This window comes from Pseudomonas sp. LBUM1641, assembly GCF_059716235.1.
Map to the genome: position 1 here is coordinate 4,396,247 of NZ_CP166815.1, position 17,490 is coordinate 4,413,736.

Below are 17,490 nucleotides of genomic sequence, written 5' to 3' on the forward strand. Positions count from 1 at the left end.
CCTCGCCACAGGACTGCGATCGGTCAGTCCCGCACCTGGGGCACCGCAAACACCGCATTTGCCCGCACCACCACCTTCTCCCCCACCTGCACACTGACCGTGGCAAACGCCATCTGCCGCCCGCGCTTGTGGTGTTCCAGCCGCACCTCGATCCACTCCCCCACCTGCACCGCGCCGAGATAATCCAGAGTCATGCTCGCCGTGATCAACGGCAGCGGCGGCTCACTGGAAAAGGCCATGGCGTAGCCCATCCCCACATCCGCCAGGGTGGCCAACACGCCGCCATGCACGGTGCCGCGCCCATTGGCATGGCGATTGTCCGCACGCAGGCCAATCTCCAACTGCACCCCTTCACCACGGCAGTACACCGGGCCCAGCAGGTCTAACAAAGGGCTGCTGCGAGACAACGGGACAAAACCTTCGGGGATAACATGGGCGGTCATGGCGGATTCTTCCCTGGAATGAGCCTTGAGGTGTACCCCAGCCCTTGGGTGACGACTATCAAGATCAGCGCTGCAAATCCTTCACGATACTTTGCGTTAATTTGCCGGACCCGGTTTAATCGCCACTTTTGCACACCTCAAGGAACTGCAATGCGCCATCCGGACGGCAAAACCTCTCTGCTACTGATGCTGCTGGTCTTGGCCGGCTGCTCGCCCAAAGGCCATTCCGAAGCCACGGTCATCAGCGGCGAACAAGGCAAGGCCGGGGCGCAGCTGGCCTACGAGCATGAGCTGAGCCTGGCGCTGCCCGTCGCCTTGCTCGCACCGCGCATGCAGGCCACCCGCGAAGCCTGCGAGTCGGCGCGGTTCGGCCCGTGCAATATTCTCGGTATCAAGCAAGACAGCGACGGCGGCCAGATGGTGCTACGCATTGCACCTGCCGGCGTTGAACCGTTGGTGGCCATGGCGGCCGAAGGCGGCAAGCTGGGGCAGCGGATCACCACTGCCGAAGACCTGGCCGATGCAGTCGCCGATGTACAGCGTCGTCAGGAGCGGTTGCTGGCCCAGCAGCAGCGCCTGGATGAACTGGCCAAGCGCAAGGACATCACCGTGGGCGACCTGATCACCTTGAGCAAAGAGCAGGCGAATATCGAAAACGACCTGCAGGAACTGGCCCAGGCCGCCGCAGGCCAAAAGCGTCGCCTGGACACCAACCGCGTGACCCTGAATTTCAGCACCTCGGACGGCCTGCAGCAGCAATCACGCCTGAGCCGCATGCTCAGCAACCTGGGCGCCAACCTGGTGGACGGCACCGCCGATGCACTGGAGCGCGCCAGCTATGTATTGCCGTTCGTGATCCTGGCCTTCCCGGTACTGTGGCTGTGGGTGTGGCTGTGGCGCAAGTTGGTCAAGCGTCGCCCCTAACGCTTCATGCAACGCTGATAACGCTCATCCACGCGCTTGGCGAACCAGGCGGTGGTGAGGTTGCGGGTGATCTTCGGACTCTTCAGCACGATGCCCGGCAGGATGGCTCGCGGCACCGGTTTGCCGGCGGCCTTTTCGGCCAGGGCGAACACACGCTGGTACAGGGTGGTGTCTTCAAAATCCAGGCGCTCGCCCTGCTCCAGCTGGCTGCGGATGCTCGGGTTGCGCATGTCCAGCGCCTTGCCCAGTGAGCGTACTGCCAGCTCGGTGGTGCCTGGCAGGAACGAGCCGTAGTTGATCAAATCACCGTCCAGCGCCAGCGTGGTACCCGAGACCCGGCTGACCGCCGCCTGGAACGCTGCATTGCGGCTGGCATACCAACCCGCATTGAAATCGGCGAAGCGGTACAGCATCTGGTCGTAACTCACCGGGTAGCCCAGCAAATGGGTGATGCCAAAGTACATGCCGCCGCGGCGGGTAAACACTTCCCGACGGATGCTGCCATCCACGCTGTAGGGATAGTCCCGCGCCTGCTTCTGTGCGAAATCGATGCTGACCTGCATCGGGCCTGCGGTATGCACCGGGTTGAAGCCGCCAAACAGCGTATTGCCCAGGGGCACGACACTGATGAAGTCGTCAAAGATCCCACTCAAATCCCGCTCGGTACGCGCAGCGTTCAAGCGCTCGGCGTAGGACTTGCCGGTGGGCGAGCGCAGTTGCAGTGCCGTGCGCACCAGCACCGCCGGCACATGGACTTTAGCGGCGCGCCGCAGGATTTCGTCCTGGGCGATCTTGCCCATGTTCGGTACCGGCGGGTCGACCTGATAGGTGGACTCCTGCTCGGTCACGGCCAATACCGCGCAGATGTTTTCCGTACCGGGGTAGATTTTCTGCGTGTTGAAGGCGGTGTAGATGTCTTGAGCCCAGCCGTTGCGGTCCGGCACGCTGGCCGGCATCAGCCGCACAATCTGCGCCTTCACCTCGGCTTCGCTGCGCTCCGGCAGTTGCTGGGTGCGCTGGCTGGAGCAGCCGGCCAGCACCAGCAAAGTGGTGAGGCACAGGATCAGGCGAGATGAATGCATGGGGCTTCCTTGGGCGACAATGGGCCAGTCTTGGCAGATATCGACCGGTAAGTCTAACCGGGGTTCGCCGACCTGGCGCACTCGCCAAAAAAACCAGAACGTGAAAGGATCAGGCAACCGTCGTTCCTACAAGGAGTTTGAATGCCATGCTTAGCCTGAACTTCCTCATTACCTGCCTGATCGTCGTGCTGATTCCCGGCACCGGGGTCATCTTCACGGTGTCCACCGGGCTGACTGCCGGCAAGCGCGCCAGTGTGTTCGCCGCGCTGGGCTGCACCGCCGGGATCGTCCCGCACTTGTTGGCCTCGGTACTTGGCCTGTCCGCCCTGCTGCACACCAGTGCCCTGGCGTTCGAAGCCTTGAAGTATGCCGGCGCGGCCTACTTGCTGTACCTCGCCTACGCCACCTGGCGCGACCGCTCGGCCTTTGCCATGAACGACACACCGACGATTGCCAGCGCCCGCAGCCTGATGGTGCGGGGCCTGTTGCTGAATATTCTGAACCCCAAGCTGACGATTTTCTTCCTGGCGTTCCTGCCGCAATTCGTCACCCCGGGCGCGAGCGCACCCGCCCTGCAAATGCTGTTGCTGAGCAGTGTATTCATGGCGATGACGTTTGCGGTGTTTGTGATTTATGGCCTGCTGGCCAATGTGTTCCGCCGCGCAGTAATCGAATCACCACGCGTACAGAACTGGCTGCGCCGCAGTTTTGCGGCGGCGTTTGCGGGGTTGGGGCTGAACCTGGCGTTTGCCCAGCGCTAAGTTGCAAGCAGCCGCGAACAGGCTTCTTGTGGCGAGGGAGCTTGCTCCCGCTGGACTGCGCAGCAGGCCCATTTTCAGGGCCGCTGCGCGCCCCAGCGGGAGCAAGCTCCCTCGCCACAGGTTACTTAGATCCCGGCGAGTGCCAGGTCCATCGCAAAGTAGGTGAAGATCAAGTCCGCACCAGCGCGCTTGATCGACCCCAGGGTTTCCCGAACCACGCGGGCTTCATCGATCGCGCCTGCCTGGGCACCGAACTTGATCATCGCGTACTCGCCGCTCACCTGGTACGCCGCCACCGGCAAACGCGAGGCTTCGCGGATGTCGCGGATGATGTCCAGGTACGCGCCGGCCGGCTTGACCATCAGCGCATCCGCGCCTTCCTGCTCATCCAGCAACGACTCGCGCACCGCTTCGCGGCGGTTCATCGGGTTCATCTGGTAGCTCTTGCGGTCGCCCTTGAGCGCGCTGCCGCCGGCTTCGCGGAACGGGCCGTAGAGGGCCGAGGCAAATTTGGTGGAGTAAGCCATGATCGGAATATGGCTGAAGCCTGCTTCATCCAACGCACGGCGAATGGCCTGGACCTGTCCGTCCATTGCAGCGGATGGCGCAATCACATCGGCACCGGCGCGGGCGGCGGCCACGGCTTGCTTGCCGAGGTTGACCAGGGTGCGGTCATTGTCGACCTCAGCGCCGTGCATCACGCCGCAATGGCCGTGATCGGTGTACTCGCAGAAGCAGGTGTCGGACATCACGATCATTTCCGGCACCGCATCCTTGATGATCGAGGACATGCGCGAAACCAGGCCACGTTCTTGCCAGGTGTCGCTGCCGGAGGCGTCGAGGTGATGGGACACACCAAAGGTCATCACCGACTTGATCCCGGCTTTCGCATAGCGCTCGATCTCACCCGCCAGCTTCGACTCGGGAATGCGCTGCACCCCGGGCATGCTGGTGATCGGTACGAAGTCGTCGATTTCTTCTTCAACGAAGATCGGCAGTACCAGGTCATTGAGGGTAAATTCGCTTTCCTGGAACAGGCCACGCAACTCCGCAGAGCGGCGCAGGCGGCGTGGACGGGCTTCGGGGAACTGGCTGGACATTGATGCTCCTGAAAAAGGCAGGACGAAAAAACGTTGGGGCGAAAGCTTATGCCTCGTGCACCGCAGAGCACAAACGCCAAGTGCGGAACAGTTTATTGCAGGCCAGGTAACAATTGCATTGATCTAGAGCTGTACACGCCCGTCAATGCAAACGGCCACCGCGCCGCCGACCCAGATTTCCTCGCCGCTCTGTTCGACGCGGATTCGCCCGGCGCGGCCCATGGCGGTGCCCTGGCTGACCACATAGCGGCTGGGCGCCAGGCCTTCGCCGAGCAACCACTGGGCGACACCGGCGTTCAGGCTGCCGGTGGCCGGGTCTTCCGGGGCACCGTCGCCGGCAATGAAGGCCCGCACTTCAAATTGCGCCTCGTCGCCGTCCCGCCCGGGGTTCCACGGAGCGATCACGCCCACGGCCAGACCCTGCAACTGCGAGTAATCCGGATGCAGCGCCAGTACCTGCTGGCGATCCTCCAGCATGACCGCCAGCCAACCTGCACCGTTATCCACCCACTGGCTGCGCACAATCGTCCCGGGGCCAAGGCCCAGTCCCCGCCGCACGCGCTCAACCAACTCGCTTTCCAGCGGGCCGGAGCGCAGCAGTGGTGGCGCAATAAACGCCAGTTCATCTCCCTGGCGGCGGATGCGCACCAGGCCGATCTCACACTCCTGGATGATCTCCGCGCCGGCGGGTTGGCCGCCGGCCTGCAGCCAGGCATGGCAACTGCCGAGGGTCGGATGGCCGGCAAACGGCAGTTCCTGCAGGGTGGTGAAGATTCTTACGCGGTAGTCCGCCCGTGGATCACGGGGCTTGAGCAAAAACGTGGTCTCACTGAGGTTGGTCCAGTTGGCGAAATCCGCCATTTGCTGGTCGCTCAGGCTGTCGGCGCCCAGCACCACCGCCAGCGGGTTGCCCTTTAAGGCCACGTTGCTGAAGACGTCGAGCTGTTTGAAGTCGAAGGAAGGCATGCAGGTCCTTATGCCGGGATGTTCAAGCCACGGATCACCGCGGGCCGGGCGACGAACCCGTCCAGCGCCCGCAGCACGTTCGGGAAGTCGGTGATGCCTACCAGGTCGCCGGACTCGTAGAAGCCAATCAGGTTGCGAACCCATGGGAAAGTGGCGATGTCGGCAATGCTGTATTCGTCTCCCATGATCCAGGTGCGACCCAGCAGGCGTTTTTCCAGCACTTCCAGCAAGCGGCGCGCCTCGGCAACGTAGCGGTCACGCGGGCGTTTGTCCTCGTAGGCCGCGCCGGCGAATTTGTTGAAGAACCCAACCTGGCCAAACATCGGCCCGATACCGGCCATCTGGAACATCAGCCACTGGATCGTCTCATAACGCATTGCCGGGTCTTCGGGCAGCAACTCGCCGCTCTTTTCGGCAAGGTAGATCAGGATCGCGCCCGACTCGAACAAGCCCAGCGCCTGGCCGCCGGGGCCATTGGGATCGATGATCGCCGGGATCTTGTTGTTGGGGTTCAGCGACATGAATTCGGCGGACAGCTGGTCCTGGGTCTCGAAGCTGATTTTGTGCGCCTCGTAAGGCAACCCGAGCTCCTCCAGCATGATCGACACCTTCACCCCGTTGGGCGTCGGCAAGGAATAAAGCTGCAGGCGCTCGGGATGCCGGGCCGGCCATTTGGCGGTGATGGGAAAGTCTGTCAGTGAGTTCATCGCAAAAGCCCAGTTAAAACCTTGATAATAGTGGTTGAATGGTCGGCGCGCACCCGACTTAAATCCGCAACATCCGCCGGTTAATCTCCTGCAATCGGCAGGGATGCCGCCCCATTGTCCACCCGGAACGAACCAAAGTGCCCGGGCGCACTCTTAAGTGCGCCCCCAAGGAAGCCACTTTCACGACACGGAACACCTGGCTTGTCCGCCTTAACCCGCTGCACGAAGACTCGACCCTCAATGACTATCAAGCCTCTGTGCCTTGCGAAACGCCTGAAACGCTACTCCTACATCCTGCTGCCGGTATTGCTGGTAGGCACCGCGGTCGGCCTGACCCTGGAATCCAGAATCAGCCGCGCCCAGCAGGTCGACGGCGTGCAAACCCTGGTGTTCCTGCGCCACGCCGAAAAACCCGCCGGCGGCCTCGGCCAACTCAATTGCCAGGGTTTGAACCGCGCGATGAACCTGGCCAGCGTCCTGCCGGAAAAATTCGGCAAGGCTGACTTTGTGTTTGCCGCCAACCCGACCCGCAATGTCGAGGAAGGCGAGAAAGACAACTCCTACAGCTACATCCGCCCACTGATGACCATCAGCCCCAGCGCCATCAAGCTCGGGTTGCCGGTGAACATAAACTTCTCGGCCAATGACACCAGCGCCCTCGCCGATGAGCTGGTGGAAGACAAGTACCACAACGCCGTGATCTACACCGCCTGGTCCCACGGCTACCTGCCGGAGTTGATCAACAAGGTGGCCAGTGAAGCGGTAGGCGAAAAACATGTGATTACCGACGATTGGTCCGGCAGTGATTTCGACACCTTGTACGTGCTGACGCTGACCTGGCACAACGGCAAGGCCACGCTGCTGAGCCGCAATTACAAGCAAGGGCTGGATAACGGCGAGCAGAGTTGCCCGGATGCAACGCAGGTTAGCGCCGATATCTGAGTGCCACAGCGTATGATGCTGCGCTATTGACTCAGCTGCGGATCATCCACATGTCCAACCTCTCCTCCACCCAGCCTGCCCGGGGCTGGTCCTTCTGGTGGAAACCAGCGCTGTTCCTGCTGGTGGCCTGCATTGGCCTCTACTACGTGAAGTGGTCGCCCTACTACGCCAAGGCGTTTATTGCGGCAGACAACCACAGCATCGGCGCGTCGATTCTCAATGACCAGCAAAGCGCGCCGCTTGCCGCCGCATTGGCCTATGCCCAGGTGTATTTCCTGGCGATCTGGAAAGCCGCCGTGCTGGCGGTCATTCTTGGCTCATTGCTGCAAGTGCTGATCCCGCGGGACTGGCTGTTGCGCCTGTTTGGTCGTGCCGGGCTGGGCTCCACCCTGCGCGGTGGGCTGTTCGCGTTGCCGGGGATGATGTGCAGTTGCTGCGCCGCACCAGTGGCCGCCGGCATGCGCCGCCAACAGGTGTCGGTCGGCGCGGCGCTGGCGTTCTGGATTGCCAACCCGGTGCTGAACCCGGCGACGCTGGTGTTCATGGGTTTTGTGCTGGGCTGGGGCTTTACCGCGCTGCGGTTGGTGGCCGGGATCGTGCTGGTGGTGGGTGTGTCGCTGGTGGCGCAGCGCATCGCGCGGCCAGAGCAGGTGCCTGAAGCGGCGCTGGACGCGGTGGCCCAAGCCAGCCACACCGAAACCGAACCGTTCCTGAGCCGCTGGCTGCGCACCCTGTGGCAGCTGTTCTGGAGCACGATTCCGGTGTACATCCTGGCAGTGCTGATCCTCGGCGCGGCGCGGGTCTGGCTGTTTCCCCACGTTGACGGCGCCATGGCCAACAGCCTGGTGTGGCTGGTGCCGCTGGCGATTGTCGGCACGTTGTTTGTGATCCCGACGGCCGCCGAAATTCCGATTGTGCAAACCATGATGACCCTCGGCATGGGCACCGGCCCGGCCGTGGCGTTGCTGATGACCCTGCCGAGCGTGAGCCTGCCGTCGCTGCTGATGCTGCGCAAGGACTTCGATGCGCGGGTGCTGGTGACTGTGGCCGGCTTGACCATGCTGATGGGTGTGGTGTGTGGCCTGATCGGGGCGTTTATCCTGTAGTGAGTGGGTGAGTTCGAGGGCCTCTTCGCGAGCAAGCCCGCTCCCACATTTTGACCGCATTCCTACTGGATAAACGCGGTCGAATGTGGGAGCGGGCTTGCTCGCGAAAGGGCCGGCAAACTCAATCAATTACTTACGCCGAGCGAGCCTGTCCCGGAAATACTCCACCACCGCCGTTTGCTCTCCTGCAAACTCGATGCGCGCACCTTTGCTTTCCCGCTGAAAGGCGTACATCGGGTCGTAATACTCACGCAACAACCCTTCAATCCAGCCGCGGTGCAACTCCACCGCACCGCTGCGAGCTTGCTCCGCCAACGCGTCCTGCATGATCGCGTGCAACCGCGCAAAGCGCTCGCCGCCCAGGCGCTTGTGGATATTGCCCAGGCTCTGGGTCAGGCGTTCGGCAAACAGTTCCTGGCCAGTGTCGCCAAACACCGCGACAAACTCGGCGCAAAGGTCCACCACGTAATCCTTCAGGATGCGCTCCACGCGGCCTTCAACGCTGTCTTCCAGCCAGACCATCGGGAAGCCCTGCATGCCCTTGTGCAAGGGTAATGGCAGCGCGCAACTGCCGATCATGCGGCTCTCATCCTCGACCACGAACTGCTCGATACCGGCGGCACGCTTTTTCAGCAGGTCCACCGCCAGGCGGTTTTCGAAGTCGATGTTGGAGGGTTGCGTCGTGGCGCGCTTGCCGAAGCTGGAACCGCGATGGTTGGCGTGGCCTTCCAGGTCCAGGGCGTTGTTCAACTGGCCGAGCACTTCGGTCTTGCCGGTGCCGGTCATACCGCCCAGCAACACGAAGTCGCATTGCGCGGTGGCGCTTTCAACGGTGTCGAGCAGGAAGGTTCGCATGGCTTTGTAGCCACCGCCCACTCGCGGATAGTCGATACCCGCCTCGGTTTTCAACCATTGCTGGGCAATCTGTGAACGCATTCCGCCGCGAAAGCAGTACAGCAAACCATCAGGATTGGCCTGGGCGAAGCGCGCCCAGTGTTCGATACGTTGCGCCTTCACCGCCCCGGACACCAGTTCGTGACCGAGAACAATGGCCGCCTGCTGGCCTTGCTGCTTGTAACAGGTGCCCACCCGTTCGCGCTCATCGTCGGTCATCAACGGCAGGTTGATCACCCCGGGAAACGCGCCTTTGATGAACTCGATCGGCGCGCGGGTATCCATCATCGGCCGGTCGTTGAGAAAGATGTCGCGGTAATCGGTGATGTCGATTGGCATCAGAACACCTCTACCGCGTTGGTCTGTCGCTCAACCAGTTCGCCGATCGGCTCAAGGTTCAGGCCCAGTTCCGCCGCCACGGCGAGGAATTCGGCATTGCCTTCGGGCGTGACCGCCACCAGCAGGCCGCCGCTGGTTTGCGGGTCGCACAGCACGCGTTTGTGCAGTTCATTCAGGCGCCCCAGCTTGCTGGCGTAGCTGTCGAAGTTGCGCAAGGTACCGCCGGGCACGCAGCCCTGCTCCAGGTAGTACTCAACCCCGGGCAGGCGTGGGACTTTTTCGTATTCGATGCGGGCCGTTAGCTGGCTGCCGTCGGCCATTTCCACCAGATGGCCCAACAGGCCAAAACCGGTGACGTCGGTCATGGCCGTGACACCGGCCAGCTTGCCAAACCGGCTGCCGGGTTTGTTGAGGGTGCACATCCAGTCACGGGCCAGGCCGATGTCAGCCTCGCGCAACTTGCCCTTCTTTTCGGCGGTGGTGAGGATGCCGATACCCAAGGGTTTGGTCAGGTACAGCTGACAACCGGCGGTGGCGGTGTCGTTGCGCTTCATGTGGCGCTTTTCCACCAGCCCGGTGACGGCCAGGCCGAAGATCGGCTCGGGGGCGTCGATGGAGTGGCCACCGGCCAGGGGAATCCCGGCAGCGTCACACACGGAGCGACCGCCGCGAATCACTTCCCGGGCAATTTCCGGGGCCAGCACGTTGACCGGCCAGCCGAGAATCGCGATGGCCATCAACGGATCGCCGCCCATGGCGTAGATATCGCTGATGGCGTTGGTGGCAGCAATACGGCCGAAGTCGAAGGGATCATCGACAATCGGCATGAAAAAATCGGTGGTAGACACCACGCCGCGCTCGTCGTCGATGGCATATACAGCGGCGTCATCGCGGGAGGCGTTGCCTACCCAAAGCTTGGGGTCGAGGTTCTGCGCGCCACTGCCGGCGAGGATCACTTCCAGTACCTGAGGTGAGATTTTGCAACCGCAACCAGCACCGTGGCTGTATTGGGTCAGGCGAATCGGCTCGTTCATGGGTATCCCTCAAGGCGTCAAGTGGACGGATTCTATCAGACAGCAAAAGGCCGGCTGGGCTCTGATGAGCGCAGCCGGCCTTTCTTGTCAGCGTTTACTGTTTGGCAGCGAGGCGTTTATGCCGGTTGCGTCGCATCATGTTCAGGCACTCGATAGCCGCCGAGAACGCCATGGCCGCGTACACATAGCCTTTTGGCACATGGGCACCGAAGCCTTCGGCGATCAACGTCATGCCGATCATGATGAGGAAGCCCAAGGCCAACATCACAATAGTCGGGTTCTCGTTGATGAACTTGGCCAACGGCTCGGCCGCCACCAGCATCACGATTACCGAGACCACTACGGCAATGATCATGATCGGCAAGTGCTCGGTCATGCCCACGGCGGTGATGATGCTGTCGATGGAGAACACCAGGTCCAGCAACAGGATTTGGCCGATCGCCGAAGCGAAGCCCAGGCTCACGCTCGGTGCACCGCTGTCCACATGCTCCTTCTCAGGGTCCATGCTGTGATGGATCTCGGTGGTCGCCTTCCACACTAGGAACAGGCCACCGGCGATCAGGATCATGTCCTTCCAGGAGAACGACTGCCCCAGGATATCGATGACCGGTTCGGTCAACTGCACGATAAAGGCAATGGTGCTCAACAGGCCCAGACGCAGGATCAATGCCATGCTGATGCCGATGCGACGGGCCTTGGCCCGGTGTTGCACCGGCAACTTGTTGGTAAGGATCGAGATAAAGATCAGGTTGTCGATCCCCAGCACGATCTCCATGACGATCAGGGTGGCCAGTGCGATCCACGCGGTCGGGCTGGCGGCCAGTTGTAAGAGGTATTCCATAGGTCAGTCCTGGTGTGATGTGCGGGTATTAGGTTTCTTGGGAGGTGGACTCAGGCGTGTTGCCTTCCTGTTCCTCGTTGTCCTGCTTGTCCTGCTTGCGTTCCGGCGGAGCAATCAAGCCTTTGGTCGCGTCACTCAACGCCTGCTCTGCGGCCTGATGAGTGTCGTCAATCACTTGCTTGGCTGACTCGGAGGCTTTACCCAGCAGTTGTTGCGCGCTTTTTTCCGCTTGGTCACAGCCACTGAGCATGACTAATGAAAGCCCAAGTAACGCCGTTGCGCCCAGGGAATTGAGTTTCATGATGCGTTCCTCGTTAGAACCGTTGGGTCCAAGTAGTGGCCCCTCGATAGCGACGCATTCTATGCAGATGAACACTTCAGTAAAATTCGTATTTTTTTCGCTTATACTTCGGTTTTAACGAAGTGTTGGCCGCCATGCTCAATTACCGACAACTGCACTACTTCTGGGTCGTCGCCAAGACCGGCAGCATCGTGCGCGCCTGCGAGCAACTGAACCTCACGCCGCAAACCATCAGCGGGCAGATCAGCCTGCTGGAGCAGACGTTTGGCGTGGCATTGTTTCAAAAGGTCGGACGCCAACTGGAACTGACGGAAGCCGGACGCCAGGCCCTGCCCTATGCCGAGCAGATGTTCCAGCTGGGCAATGAGCTGGAGGCGATGCTGCGCACCCAGCCCAACGAGCAGCAGATTTTGTTCCGGGTCGGCGTGGCGGATGTGGTGCCCAAGTCCATCGTCTACCGGCTGATTGCGCCGACCATGGAATTGAGCGAGCCGATCCGCATTACCTGCCGTGAAGACAAACTCGAACGCTTGCTGGCAGACCTGGCGATCCAGCGCCTGGACCTGGTGATCTCCGACAGCCCGATGCCCCCGCACCTGGACATCAAGGGCTACAGCCAGAAGCTGGGGGAATGCGGGATCAGTTTTTTCGCGACCCAGGCGTTGGCTGACCAGCATCGCGGCGATTTCCCACAATGCCTGCAGGGTGCGCCGCTGTTGATTCCGGGTGCGGAGACCGTAGTGCGCAGCCGCTTGCTGCGCTGGTTTGCCGAGCAGCAGATCCAGCCACGGATAGTCGGGGAGTTTGACGACAGTGCGTTGATGCAGGCCTTTGGCCAATCCGGCAGCGGGATTTTTATCGCGCCCAGCGTGATTGCCGATGAGGTGGAACGCCAATATGGCGTGGTGCTGATCGGCCAGACGGATGCGGTGACCGAGTCGTTTTATGCGATCTCGGTAGAGCGCAAGGTCAAGCACCCCGGCATCGTGGCGATTACCGAAGGTGCAAGACGGGAGCTGTTTACGGCCCTGCCCTGAGGACTCAGGCGCAGACGGCGCGGGTCTTGGCGGTCATCAGCCACAGCGCCAGCAGGATCGACAGCAGGATAAAACCGGCCGCAGCAAAGCCGAGGCTGCCAAGGCCGAGGGTGTCGATCACGTGACCGCCCACCAACGCCCCCAGGCCAATCCCCAGGTTGGCCCCGGCGATGTTCAGCGAGGCGGCAAAGGCCGGCGCATGAGGCGCGGCCTTCATCAGCCGCACATGGCTGACCAAAAACAAAGCCGCCTGGGTCACGCCCCATACGGCCATCGCCGCCGCCAGCCCGACGGTGGAATGGATGGCAGGCACCAGCGCCACCATGCCGGCGATCATGAAGCCGCAAAACACCATCGACGCGATCAGCGGATGCCGGTCGACCATACGCCCGCCCAATGAGTTGCCGATCAGGCCGACCGCGCCAAAGCCCATCAGGCACCAGCCCACCACCGTTCCATCGAAACCCGCCAGGCGCTCAAGGATGTCCGCCAGGTAGGTGTAGGCGGTGAACATGCCGCTGAACACCAGGATCGACAGCAGGATATGGCCCTGCATCAGCGGGCTGCGCAAGATTTTGAACTGCGAGCGCAAGCTGACCTGGTCGTTCTTTGCGCGGGTCTTCGGCAGGTAGATAAACAGCAGCAAGGCCTTGGCAAACGCCACCACGGCGAGAATGCCAAAGGCGGTGCGCCAGCCGAACATATCGGAAATCAGCGTGCCCACCGGGATCCCGAAGACCGTGGCACACACGATGCCGAAGCCGATCTTTTCAATCGCACGGCCGGCAAAATCCGGCCCGACGATGTCCACCGCTGTCTCGCTGGCCAGGGCCCAGAACACCGGCAGCACCAGCGCCGGGATCAACCGGGCCAGGGACATGACCCAGATATTCGAGGCCATAGCCGCCAGAGTGTTGGCCAGGCCGAACATGATCAGGATCGTGATAAACAGCCGCTTGCGCTCAAACCGCGCGAAATACGCGGTCAGGAACGGGCCAAACGCCGCCACGGTGAAGGCGAACAACGTCACCAGCAGCCCGGCCTGGGACACGCTCACGTCGAGGTCCCGGGCGATGGAAGGCAACAGGCCGACGATGATGAATTCTGTGGTCAGCACGGTAAAACCGGCTGCCGACAACAGCAGGATCGGAAACAACATCAAAAACTCCAGAAAACAGCGACATCAACGACAGCCCGGAGGGCCCGCTGATAGAGAAGAAATAAGAGGATGGGCAATGTTAACAGAATGTGTCCCATCGTGGTGACGGAACGCCGCACCCGAATAAGACGTTGCCTACAGATGCTAGACTTCGCCCCTGCCAGATTCACGCTGCCTTAGCTGCATCTATTAAAAAAACTAGAGACAACCTTTTTATGACTGCTGCCCCTTCTCTCTTTCAGCGGCTGATGTCTATCAGCCTGGTCACCCAAATTGTCATCGGCCTGGTCGCCGGTATCCTGCTGGCCCTGTTGTTACCCGACGTGGCGCAAGCCACTGGGTTTATCGGCAAGGTCTTTGTTTCGGCGCTCAAGGCCGTCGCGCCAATCCTGGTGTTTGTGCTGGTGATGGCCTCGATCGCCAACCACAAGCACGGCCAGGAAACCCACATCCGCCCGATCCTGTTCCTGTACCTGCTGGGCACCTTTGCTGCTGCCGTGGTGGCGGTGATCGCCAGCACGCTGTTCCCCTCCTCGCTGGTACTCGCCACCCACGACCTGACTGTCAGCGCCCCCGGCGGCATTGGCGAAGTGCTGCAAAGCCTGTTGCTCAGCGTGGTGGACAACCCGATCAGCGCGCTGATGAATGCCAACTTCATCGGCATCCTCGCCTGGGCCATCGGCATGGGCATAGCGATCCGCCATGCCAGCGACACCACCCGCACCGTGCTGGGCGACCTGTCCAATGGCGTCACGCTGATCGTGCGCATGGTGATCCGCTTCGCGCCTCTGGGGATCTTCGGCCTGGTGGCCTCGACCCTCGCCACATCCGGCTTCGGTGCCCTGCTGGGGTACGCGCACCTGTTGCTGGTGTTGATCGGCTGCATGCTGTTCGTCGCGCTGGTGATCAACCCGGCCATCGTATTCTGGAAGCTGCGCCGCAACCCTTACCCGCTGGTGCTGATGTGCTTGCGGGAAAGCGGCATCACCGCCTTCTTCACCCGCAGCTCGGCAGCCAACATCCCGGTCAACCTGGCACTGAGCAAGCGTCTGGGTTTGCATGAAGATACCTACTCGGTGTCGATTCCGCTGGGTGCCACCATCAATATGGCCGGCGCGGCCATCACCATCACCGTACTGACCCTGGCCGCCGTGCATACCCTGGGCATTGCCGTGGACATCCCCACCGCCGTGCTGCTCAGCGTGGTCGCTGCAGTGTGCGCCTGCGGCGCGTCGGGGGTTGCCGGGGGTTCACTGCTGTTGATTCCGCTGGCGTGCAGCCTGTTTGGCATTCCCAGCGAAATCGCCATGCAGGTGGTGGCCGTGGGCTTCATCATCGGTGTCTTGCAGGACTCGGCGGAAACCGCGCTGAACTCGTCCACCGACGTGCTGTTCACCGCTGCCGCGTGCCTGGGCAAAGAAGAACAGACCGCGTAAACCTTACGCGCACAAAAAAGCCCGGGACGGTTCGTGAATGAACCGCCCCGGGCTTTTTTTATGCCTGAGGCTTAGAACGCGCCCATGTAGTCGCGCTTGCCCACTTCCACACCGTTGTGACGCAACAAGGCGTAAGCGGTGGTGACGTGGAAGAAGAACTGCGGCAGGCCGTAGCTCAGCAGGTACGACTGGCCGCTGAAGCGCTTCTCTTTAGGAGTGCCAGGGCGAGTAACGATTTCGATGCCTTCTTTACCGTCGACCTGGGCCGGGGTGATGGTGTCGATAAACGCCAGGACCTTGGCGATCAGCGCTTGCAGGTCGGCGAAGGTCACTTCTGTATCGTCGTATTTCGGTACTTCGATCTCGGCCAGGCGGGCAGAAACGCCTTTGGCGAAGTCGACGGCGATCTGCACCTGACGCACCAGCGGGAACATATCCGGGTACAGGCGCGCTTGCAGGAAGGCGTTCGGGTCGATGTTCTTGGCGGTGGCGTGGGCTTCGGCCTTGTTCAGCACATCGCTCAGGGCGTTGAGCATTTGCTTGAAGACCGGGAGGGAAGCGGCGTACAGGGAAATAGTCATGACAGTCTCGACAGTTGTGGCAGGGTTTGAAACAGCCGCGATTATAGACATGCTGGCCGCCAGCGCCGCTTGTCTTTTATTTTTTCAGGATTAGGCTAGTGGGCTCACTGCATTAGGGAAAGCGCGATGACCACCGAGCACGACACCACTTCCGAAGAGCCGCGCCTGAACAGCACGGAAATCCGCATCCTGGGTTGCCTGATCGAAAAACAGGCCACCAGCCCCGAAACCTATCCGTTGACCCTCAACGCGTTGGTGATCGCCTGCAACCAGAAAACCAGCCGTGAACCGGTGATGAACCTCAGCCAGGGCCAGGTCGGCCAGAGCCTGCGGGCCCTGGAAGGTCGCGGGTTTACCCGGCTGGTAATGGGCAGCCGCGCCGATCGCTGGGAGCATCGGGTGGACAAGGCGCTGGAGCTGGTGCCGGCCCAGGTGATTCTCAGTGGGTTGCTGTTCCTGCGGGGGCCGCAGACGGTCAACGAATTGCTGACCCGCAGCGGACGCATGCATGAATTTGAAGACACCGAGCAAGTGGTGCACCAACTGGAACGCCTGATTGCCCGCGGGCTGGCATTGTTGGTGCCGCGTCAGTCGGGGCAGCGGGAAGACCGGTATATGCATGCCTTGGGCGACCCGGCGGATATTGAAGCGACCCTGGCGGCGCGTGGCAATCCGGTGGAGCGTGGTGCGGGAAGCGGGGTTTCCCTGGAGCGTATCGAAGAGCTGGAGGCGCGGATTGCGGCGCTGGAAGAGCGACTTTCCCGGCTGGAGTAATGTTTGTGGTGAGTGAGCTTTTGTGGCGAGGGAGCTTGCTCCCGCTGGAGTGCGTAGCGCTCCCATTTTCTTGGGGCTGCTGCGCAACCCAGCGGGAGCAAGCTCCCTCGCCACAACAAGCTCCCTCGCCATACAGTCAGCTGTGATGCTCAGCTTCGGGCAAACGCCACCGCCGCCTGAAACTGTTCATCCGTCGGCCGCACGCCTGTGTACAGCACAAACTGCTCCAAAGCCTGGATGGCGATCACTTCCAAACCGGTGATCACTCGTTTGCCCTGAGCGCGGCCCCGCAGGATCAGCGGCGTTTCCGAGGGAATCGCCACCACATCAAACACGGTTTCTGCCGCATCAATCGCGTCGGCCTCAAATGCCAACTGGTCCGCTTCCGCACCGCCCGTCATCCCGACCGGCGTGACGTTGATCAGCATCTGCGGACGTAAAGCCCCCAACTCCGCCTGCCATTCATAACCCAGGCTCTGGGCCAGCGCCGGGCCCGCCACTTCATTACGCGCCACGATCACGCCATTGGCGTAGCCACCATCGCGCAATGCACTGGCCACTGCCTTGGCCATGCCGCCACTGCCGCGCAAGGCAAACGTCGAGTCCTTGGGCACTTCATGCTTCTTCAGCAATTGCTCGATGGCGATGTAATCGGTGTTGTAAGCCTTCAGATGGCCGTTGGTGTTGACGATGGTGTTGATCGACGCAATGGCTCGCGCCGAGGCATCCAGCTCGTCCACCAAGGCAATGCAGGCCTCCTTGAAGGGCATCGACACGCCACACCCACGAATGCCCAACGCACGAATGCCGCCCACGGCGCCCGGCAAGTCCTGGCTGCTGAACGCCTTGTAGTAGAAATTCAGCCCCAACTGTTCGTACAGGTGGTTATGAAAGCGCAGGCCAAAGTTCCCGGGGCGCGCCGACAGTGACATGCACAGTTGGGTGTCCTTGTTGGGGTTCATCTGCATCGGTAACTCCTTGAAGCCATTCCAGAGGCGATTTCGGATAGACGGAATACCCGCGCCGGCGGGTCGTGGTTAATCATACGCACTGTGCCCGGCCG

The 17,490-nt window shown here is 61.6% G+C and carries 19 protein-coding genes; 7 read left to right on the plus strand and 12 right to left on the minus strand.

Features of this window, described 5'->3' with window-relative positions; translation table 11 throughout:
- Positions 1-23 precede the first annotated feature (23 nt).
- A complete protein-coding gene (locus ACA046_RS20245; protein ID WP_167663288.1) occupies positions 24-443 on the minus strand; it encodes a PaaI family thioesterase in 420 nt (139 codons plus the stop codon).
- A gap of 150 nt (positions 444-593) precedes the next feature.
- Here ACA046_RS20245 and ACA046_RS20250 point away from each other — a divergent pair, with 150 nt between their 5' ends.
- A complete protein-coding gene (locus ACA046_RS20250; protein ID WP_497674837.1) occupies positions 594-1,367 on the plus strand; it encodes a DUF4349 domain-containing protein in 774 nt (257 codons plus the stop codon).
- On the opposite strand, the gene ACA046_RS20255 is transcribed toward ACA046_RS20250, so the two are convergent.
- Positions 1,364-2,449: a DUF1615 domain-containing protein gene (locus tag ACA046_RS20255; RefSeq protein WP_497674838.1), complete on the minus strand. Its 1,086-nt coding sequence runs from the start codon at positions 2,447-2,449 to the stop codon at positions 1,364-1,366. The two genes, ACA046_RS20250 and ACA046_RS20255, sit on opposite strands and share 4 nt — an antisense overlap.
- A gap of 146 nt (positions 2,450-2,595) precedes the next feature.
- On the opposite strand from ACA046_RS20255, the gene ACA046_RS20260 reads away from it, so the two are divergent.
- Positions 2,596-3,210 carry a LysE family translocator gene (locus ACA046_RS20260; protein ID WP_076016883.1) on the plus strand — a complete coding sequence of 205 codons (615 nt, stop codon included), beginning with the start codon at positions 2,596-2,598 and terminating at the stop codon, positions 3,208-3,210.
- 125 nt (positions 3,211-3,335) lie between these two features.
- Here ACA046_RS20260 and hemB read toward each other — a convergent pair whose 3' ends face one another.
- From hemB to ACA046_RS20275, 3 genes are all read right to left on the minus strand, one after another.
- Positions 3,336-4,310, minus strand: coding sequence for a porphobilinogen synthase (gene hemB / locus ACA046_RS20265; protein ID WP_421522999.1), 975 nt, complete (start codon positions 4,308-4,310; stop codon positions 3,336-3,338).
- A 123-nt stretch (positions 4,311-4,433) separates the two neighbouring features.
- A complete protein-coding gene (locus ACA046_RS20270) occupies positions 4,434-5,276 on the minus strand; it encodes a PhzF family phenazine biosynthesis protein (protein ID WP_497674839.1) in 843 nt (280 codons plus the stop codon).
- An 8-nt stretch (positions 5,277-5,284) separates the two neighbouring features.
- Entirely contained in the window at positions 5,285-5,983 is a 699-nt protein-coding gene (locus tag ACA046_RS20275; RefSeq protein WP_497674840.1) for a glutathione S-transferase N-terminal domain-containing protein, read from the minus strand.
- Positions 5,984-6,223: 240 nt separating this feature from the next.
- Here ACA046_RS20275 and ACA046_RS20280 point away from each other — a divergent pair, with 240 nt between their 5' ends.
- Positions 6,224-6,925, plus strand: coding sequence for a histidine phosphatase family protein (locus tag ACA046_RS20280; RefSeq protein WP_459021937.1), 702 nt, complete (start codon positions 6,224-6,226; stop codon positions 6,923-6,925).
- 50 nt (positions 6,926-6,975) lie between these two features.
- Entirely contained in the window at positions 6,976-8,031 is a 1,056-nt protein-coding gene (locus ACA046_RS20285; protein WP_167663293.1) for a permease, read from the plus strand.
- A gap of 129 nt (positions 8,032-8,160) precedes the next feature.
- Here ACA046_RS20285 and mnmH read toward each other — a convergent pair whose 3' ends face one another.
- From mnmH to ACA046_RS20305, 4 genes are all read right to left on the minus strand, one after another.
- Entirely contained in the window at positions 8,161-9,264 is a 1,104-nt protein-coding gene (gene mnmH / locus ACA046_RS20290; RefSeq protein ID WP_459021939.1) for a tRNA 2-selenouridine(34) synthase MnmH, read from the minus strand.
- A complete protein-coding gene (selD, locus tag ACA046_RS20295; RefSeq protein WP_459021941.1) occupies positions 9,264-10,298 on the minus strand; it encodes a selenide, water dikinase SelD in 1,035 nt (344 codons plus the stop codon). Before selD ends, mnmH begins: the two co-directional genes overlap by 1 nt.
- Before the next feature lie 94 nt (positions 10,299-10,392).
- Positions 10,393-11,139: a TerC family protein gene (locus tag ACA046_RS20300; protein ID WP_076016875.1), complete on the minus strand. Its 747-nt coding sequence runs from the start codon at positions 11,137-11,139 to the stop codon at positions 10,393-10,395.
- Between the two features lie 28 nt (positions 11,140-11,167).
- Positions 11,168-11,440, minus strand: coding sequence for a hypothetical protein (locus ACA046_RS20305; protein ID WP_459021944.1), 273 nt, complete (start codon positions 11,438-11,440; stop codon positions 11,168-11,170).
- A gap of 134 nt (positions 11,441-11,574) precedes the next feature.
- Between ACA046_RS20305 and nhaR the strand changes: the two genes are divergently transcribed.
- Positions 11,575-12,477: a transcriptional activator NhaR gene (gene nhaR, locus ACA046_RS20310; protein ID WP_421551314.1), complete on the plus strand. Its 903-nt coding sequence runs from the start codon at positions 11,575-11,577 to the stop codon at positions 12,475-12,477.
- A gap of 4 nt (positions 12,478-12,481) precedes the next feature.
- On the opposite strand, the gene ACA046_RS20315 is transcribed toward nhaR, so the two are convergent.
- Positions 12,482-13,636, minus strand: coding sequence for an MFS transporter (locus ACA046_RS20315; RefSeq protein ID WP_497674841.1), 1,155 nt, complete (start codon positions 13,634-13,636; stop codon positions 12,482-12,484).
- 215 nt (positions 13,637-13,851) lie between these two features.
- On the opposite strand from ACA046_RS20315, the gene sstT reads away from it, so the two are divergent.
- Positions 13,852-15,072 (plus strand): serine/threonine transporter SstT, encoded by a 1,221-nt coding sequence (gene sstT, locus ACA046_RS20320; protein ID WP_076016871.1) that lies wholly within the window; start codon positions 13,852-13,854, stop codon positions 15,070-15,072.
- Positions 15,073-15,143: 71 nt separating this feature from the next.
- On the opposite strand, the gene ACA046_RS20325 is transcribed toward sstT, so the two are convergent.
- Positions 15,144-15,653: a DUF1993 domain-containing protein gene (locus ACA046_RS20325; RefSeq protein WP_088423220.1), complete on the minus strand. Its 510-nt coding sequence runs from the start codon at positions 15,651-15,653 to the stop codon at positions 15,144-15,146.
- Between the two features lie 126 nt (positions 15,654-15,779).
- Here ACA046_RS20325 and ACA046_RS20330 point away from each other — a divergent pair, with 126 nt between their 5' ends.
- Positions 15,780-16,427, plus strand: coding sequence for a YceH family protein (locus ACA046_RS20330; RefSeq protein ID WP_459021948.1), 648 nt, complete (start codon positions 15,780-15,782; stop codon positions 16,425-16,427).
- Between the two features lie 149 nt (positions 16,428-16,576).
- On the opposite strand, the gene ACA046_RS20335 is transcribed toward ACA046_RS20330, so the two are convergent.
- Entirely contained in the window at positions 16,577-17,395 is an 819-nt protein-coding gene (locus ACA046_RS20335) for a shikimate 5-dehydrogenase (protein WP_497674842.1), read from the minus strand.
- Positions 17,396-17,490 lie beyond the last annotated feature (95 nt).

Bases quoted from the DNA above. Each gene is read 5' to 3' on its own strand.
- selD (WP_459021941.1), bottom strand. From the start codon at position 10,298: ATGAACGAGCCGATTCGCCTGACCCAATACAGCCACGGTGCTGGTTGC.
- ACA046_RS20330 (WP_459021948.1), top strand. From the start codon at position 15,780: ATGACCACCGAGCACGACACCACTTCCGAAGAGCCGCGCCTGAACAGC.
- ACA046_RS20275 (WP_497674840.1), bottom strand. From the start codon at position 5,983: ATGAACTCACTGACAGACTTTCCCATCACCGCCAAATGGCCGGCCCGG.
- nhaR (WP_421551314.1), top strand. From the start codon at position 11,575: ATGCTCAATTACCGACAACTGCACTACTTCTGGGTCGTCGCCAAGACC.
- ACA046_RS20305 (WP_459021944.1), bottom strand. From the start codon at position 11,440: ATGAAACTCAATTCCCTGGGCGCAACGGCGTTACTTGGGCTTTCATTA.
- ACA046_RS20250 (WP_497674837.1), top strand. From the start codon at position 594: ATGCGCCATCCGGACGGCAAAACCTCTCTGCTACTGATGCTGCTGGTC.
- ACA046_RS20255 (WP_497674838.1), bottom strand. From the start codon at position 2,449: ATGCATTCATCTCGCCTGATCCTGTGCCTCACCACTTTGCTGGTGCTG.
- ACA046_RS20300 (WP_076016875.1), bottom strand. From the start codon at position 11,139: ATGGAATACCTCTTACAACTGGCCGCCAGCCCGACCGCGTGGATCGCA.
- ACA046_RS20315 (WP_497674841.1), bottom strand. From the start codon at position 13,636: ATGTTGTTTCCGATCCTGCTGTTGTCGGCAGCCGGTTTTACCGTGCTG.
- ACA046_RS20260 (WP_076016883.1), top strand. From the start codon at position 2,596: ATGCTTAGCCTGAACTTCCTCATTACCTGCCTGATCGTCGTGCTGATT.
- ACA046_RS20325 (WP_088423220.1), bottom strand. From the start codon at position 15,653: ATGACTATTTCCCTGTACGCCGCTTCCCTCCCGGTCTTCAAGCAAATG.
- ACA046_RS20335 (WP_497674842.1), bottom strand. From the start codon at position 17,395: ATGCAGATGAACCCCAACAAGGACACCCAACTGTGCATGTCACTGTCG.
- ACA046_RS20270 (WP_497674839.1), bottom strand. From the start codon at position 5,276: ATGCCTTCCTTCGACTTCAAACAGCTCGACGTCTTCAGCAACGTGGCC.
- mnmH (WP_459021939.1), bottom strand. From the start codon at position 9,264: ATGCCAATCGACATCACCGATTACCGCGACATCTTTCTCAACGACCGG.
- sstT (WP_076016871.1), top strand. From the start codon at position 13,852: ATGACTGCTGCCCCTTCTCTCTTTCAGCGGCTGATGTCTATCAGCCTG.
- ACA046_RS20285 (WP_167663293.1), top strand. From the start codon at position 6,976: ATGTCCAACCTCTCCTCCACCCAGCCTGCCCGGGGCTGGTCCTTCTGG.
- hemB (WP_421522999.1), bottom strand. From the start codon at position 4,310: ATGTCCAGCCAGTTCCCCGAAGCCCGTCCACGCCGCCTGCGCCGCTCT.
- ACA046_RS20280 (WP_459021937.1), top strand. From the start codon at position 6,224: ATGACTATCAAGCCTCTGTGCCTTGCGAAACGCCTGAAACGCTACTCC.
- ACA046_RS20245 (WP_167663288.1), bottom strand. From the start codon at position 443: ATGACCGCCCATGTTATCCCCGAAGGTTTTGTCCCGTTGTCTCGCAGC.